Raw genomic sequence first — 4009 nt, forward strand, 5'->3', positions numbered from 1 at the left:
CCGCGGCTGCGCCGCCGCGGCGCGCGGGGGCCCCGCGACCGGAGCGCGTCGAGGACGGCCGGCTGGCCGAGGACGATGCCACCGAGGACCAGCGCCATCCCGGCACCCTGCGCGAGGCCGAACGACTCCCCGGCCAGCACCACGCCGATGATCGTCCCGGCCACCGGGTTGAGCAGGCCGATCAGCGCGACGGCGGCGGCCGGCAGGGTGCGCAGGCCACGGAACCACACGACGTACGCCGTCACCGTGCCGATCCCGCCGAGGTAGAGGAAGCCGCCGACCTCGCGCAGGCCCATCGCGGGCGGCGCGCCCTCGGCGAGCAGCGCGACGGGCGCGAGCACGAGCCCGCCGAAGACGAGCTGCCAGGCGGTGAAGGTCGGCAGCGACACCGGCGGCCGCCAGCGCTTGACCAGGATGAAGCCGAGCGAGGAGCAGAGCACGGCCGCGACCGCGGCGGCCACCCCGAGCAGGTCCACGACGACGCCGCCGTCGAGGACCAACAGCGCCACCCCGCCGACACCGACGACGGCCGCGGCGAGCGAGGCGCGAGCGGGTCGCTCGGCGACCATGGCCCACGCGAGGAGCATGATCACCAGGGGCGAGGTGGCGGTGAGCGTCGACGCGAGCCCGCCCGGCAGCCGGTAGGCGGCGACGAAGACGAGCACGAAGAACGCGCCGACGTTGAGCATCCCGAGCAGCGCCGTGCGCAGCCACCAGCCGCGCGGCAGGAGCCCGGGAGCGAGGGCCAGCAGCAGGAGGCCGAACGGCAGCGCGCGCACCGCCGCGCCGAAGAGGGGCCGGTCGGGCGGGAGGTAGTGGGCCGTGACGTAGTACCCCGAGCCCCACGCCAGCGGGGCGATCGCCGTCGCAGCGGCCACTTTAACTTCCATGGAAACTAAATTAGCTTCCACGTAAGATATCTTCAAGACCGTGACCGACCATGTCGCCCGCGTGATGGACCAGTGGCGTGAGCAGCGACCGGACCTCGACACCTCGCCGCAGGCCGTGATCGCCCGCCTCCACCGCGTCGCCGCGCGGCTCACCGAGGAGCTCGTCGAGGTCTACGCGCAGTTCGGTCTGGGCGAGGGCGAGTTCGACATCCTGGCGACGCTGCGCAGACAGGGGCCGCCGTACGCGCTCACGCCGTCGGAGCTGGGCACGCAGTCGATGGTCAGCTCCGGCGCGATCACCAAGCGACTGGACCGCTGCGAGCGCCAGGGATGGGTGAGCCGGACCGCGAGTCCTGCGGACGCGCGCAGCCGGGTGGTCCGGCTCACTCCCGCCGGGCGGCGGCTGATCGACAGGGCGTTCACCGCCCACATCGCCAACGAGCACCGTCTCCTGGAGGCGCTGTCGGGGAAGGAGCGTCAGGCGCTGGCCTCGGCGCTCGCCACCTGGGCGGAGCTCCTCGGGCTCTGAGCGAGCGATCCCGGGAGCAGGAACGACAGCAGCGTCGCCAGGCCCACGAAGCCGACGGTCCACCAGAACGCGATCTGGAAGCCGTGCACCGCGCCGGACTCTCCGGTCACGGCGGCCTCGAGGATGACGGCGAGGATCGCGGTGCCGAAGGAGCCGCCGAGCTGCTGGGCGACGCGGGTGAAGACCGACGCGTCCGGCATCTCGTGCCGCTCGAGGCCGAGGAAGGCCACGCTCATCAGCGGCGTGAACGCCATCCCGAGCCCGAGGCCGCGCACCAGCAGCACGAGCATCAGCCACCACAGCGGCGTGTCGGCGCCGGCGAACGCGAACGGGACCGTCGCGACGGTGAGGATGCCGAAGCCGAGCAGCGCAGCGATCCTGGGACCGACGTCGTCGGTGAGGCGGCCGCCGAAGGAGCGGGAGAGCAGCGTGCCGACGCCCTGCGGGATGAGCAGCAGGCCGGCGTCGAGCGCGGTGTAGTCGCGCAGGTCCTGGAAGTAGAGCGGCAGGATCAGCATCGATCCGTAGAGCGCCGCGCCGGTGAGGAGCAGCAGCCCCGTGCCAAGGGCGAGGGGGCGGTGCGCGAGAAGCCGTACGTCGAGCAGCGCCCGGCCGCGCCGCGGCAGTGCCCACGCCGCGAACGCCCCGACGAGCACGAGCCCGGCGATCGCCGGCAGGAGCACGTCCGTGCGGCCGAAGCCCCCGTCCTTGCTCACGTTGGAGAGGCCGAAGAGGATCGCCACCACGCCCGGCGTCAGGAGGCCGAAGCCGACGCCGTCGAACGCCGGCCGCGGCGAGCCCGGCGCGGGCCGGTCCGGGTCGAGGATCCGCCAGGCGGACCAGATGCCGATCAGGCAGATCGGCACGTTGACGAGGAAGAGCCAGCGCCAGTCCAGCCAGGTGAGGATGACGCCGCCGATGACCGGGCCGAGGATCGGGCCCAGCGAGGCGGGCAGCCCGACGATCGACATCAGCCGGCCGAGGCTCTGACCGTGGGCCGCCTGCATGAGCAGCGTGGTCATGAGCGGCATCATGATGCCGCCGCCGAGGCCCTGCACGATCCGGAAGGCGATCAGGCTCTGCGCGTCCCAGGCGGTGGCGCAGAGCACCGAGCCGAGGAGGAAGAGCACGATGCTCGCGATCCACAGCCGCTTCCCGCCGAGCCGCGCCTGGAGCCAGCTCGTCGCGGGGATGGCGACGAACATGGCGAGCAGGTAGCCGGTGGAGACCCACTGGATCGTCGAGACGCCGGCGTCGAGATCGGTGCCGAGGTCGTGGATCGCCACCGAGACGATCGTGGTGTCGAAGATGACCGCGATGATGCCGGCGATCAGCGCCAGGGACACTCGGATGACATGCGGGTCGAGCTTGGCCTGAGGCTCCTTAGATACGCTCACGTATCCAAGTTACGACGTCGGGTTAAGATACGCAAATGGATCTTGAGGCGGCTCCGCGGCGCCGGCGGGGCAAGGAGCTCGAGGCGGCGCTGCTCGACGCCGCGTGGGCCGAGCTGGCCGAGCACGGCTATGCCGCCTTCACCTACGACGGCGTGGCGAGGCGGGCCGGGACCAGCCGTCCGGTGCTCTACCGCCGCTGGCCGACCAAGCCGGACCTCCTCAAGGCCACGATCCGCCACTACGCCGACCAGCAGTCGATCGACCCGCGCGACACCGGATCCCTCCGCGGTGACGTGATCTGGCTGCTCTCGCAGATGAGCGTGGAGCGCGCCGGCATGATGACGCTGATCATGACCAACCTCGGCGGCTACTTCGAGGAGACCGGCGAGACCTTCGCCGACATCCGCGCACACTTGAAGCAGGGGCGTGCGAGCGTCATGACCGAGGTCGTCGAGCGCGCCGTCGCGCGGGGCGAGATCGACCCGGCGAGGTTGACCGACCGGATCGTGCACCTGCCGTTCGACCTGATCCGCAACGAGCTGATGATGACGCTGCGACCGGTCCCCCGGAAGACCGTCGAGGAGATCGTCGACACCATCTTCCTCCCCCTCGTGCGGCCTTGAGCCCTGGCCGCGATCGCGCATTTGTGCGATGACACGCCGAGGCCGAGCCGCGCACACGGGGTGTCATCGCACAAATGCGGGATGGTGGCCCAGTCAGGTCAGGCGAGCGCCGCCGCGGCACGGGCGCGCCTGGCGGCGACCCGGCGGGCCTCCTTGCGGATCGCCTTGCGCAGGCCGGTGACCCGGCCGTAGAAGACCCTCGTCCAGATGTGGGCCCTGGTCACGCTGCGGCCCGAGTAGGGCGCGTGCCAGAGGCGGTGAGCGCCGGCGTAGATGCCCACGTGGTAGACGTGGCCGCCGGAGCTGAAGAAGACGAGGTCGCCCTTCCGCGGGTGGCTGACGCGCCGGGTGTGGCCGACCTGGGCCGCCGAGCTGTGCGGCAGGCTCACGCCGAGGCGGCGGAAGACCCAGCGGGTGTAGCCGGAGCAGTCGAAGCCACCGGCGCCGGTCCCGCCATAGCGGTACGGCGTCCCGCGACGCGACGCCGCGACGCGCAGGATCCGGCGCTGGACGATCCGGGTCGCCGCGGCCCTGACCGACAGCGTCCGGTGGCGCGTCGCCGCCGTCCGG

General features: G+C 72.1%; 5 protein-coding genes. 2 read left to right on the plus strand and 3 right to left on the minus strand.

From position 1 onward, the window contains the following. The coding region (locus QM572_RS14125; protein ID WP_415094168.1) for an EamA family transporter at positions 1–878 on the minus strand (878 nt) is incomplete at its 3' end. 52 nt (positions 879–930) lie between these two features. On the opposite strand from QM572_RS14125, the gene QM572_RS14130 reads away from it, so the two are divergent. Beyond that, positions 931–1419 (plus strand): MarR family winged helix-turn-helix transcriptional regulator, encoded by a 489-nt coding sequence (locus QM572_RS14130; RefSeq protein WP_415094170.1) that lies wholly within the window; start codon positions 931–933, stop codon positions 1417–1419. On the opposite strand, the gene QM572_RS14135 is transcribed toward QM572_RS14130, so the two are convergent. Next, entirely contained in the window at positions 1368–2816 is a 1449-nt protein-coding gene (locus QM572_RS14135; RefSeq protein ID WP_415094172.1) for an MDR family MFS transporter, read from the minus strand. The genes QM572_RS14130 and QM572_RS14135 overlap by 52 nt on opposite strands. A gap of 35 nt (positions 2817–2851) precedes the next feature. Between QM572_RS14135 and QM572_RS14140 the strand changes: the two genes are divergently transcribed. Further along, a complete protein-coding gene (locus tag QM572_RS14140) occupies positions 2852–3439 on the plus strand; it encodes a TetR/AcrR family transcriptional regulator (protein ID WP_415094174.1) in 588 nt (195 codons plus the stop codon). A 98-nt stretch (positions 3440–3537) separates the two neighbouring features. Here the strand turns inward: QM572_RS14140 and QM572_RS14145 are convergent. Then, positions 3538–4009 (minus strand): C40 family peptidase (locus tag QM572_RS14145; protein WP_415094176.1); only part of this gene is annotated, 472 nt, incomplete at its 5' end.

The sequence above is a fragment of the Nocardioides sp. genome (genome assembly GCF_047607365.1).
Taxonomy (GTDB): Bacteria; Actinomycetota; Actinomycetes; order Propionibacteriales; family Nocardioidaceae; genus Nocardioides.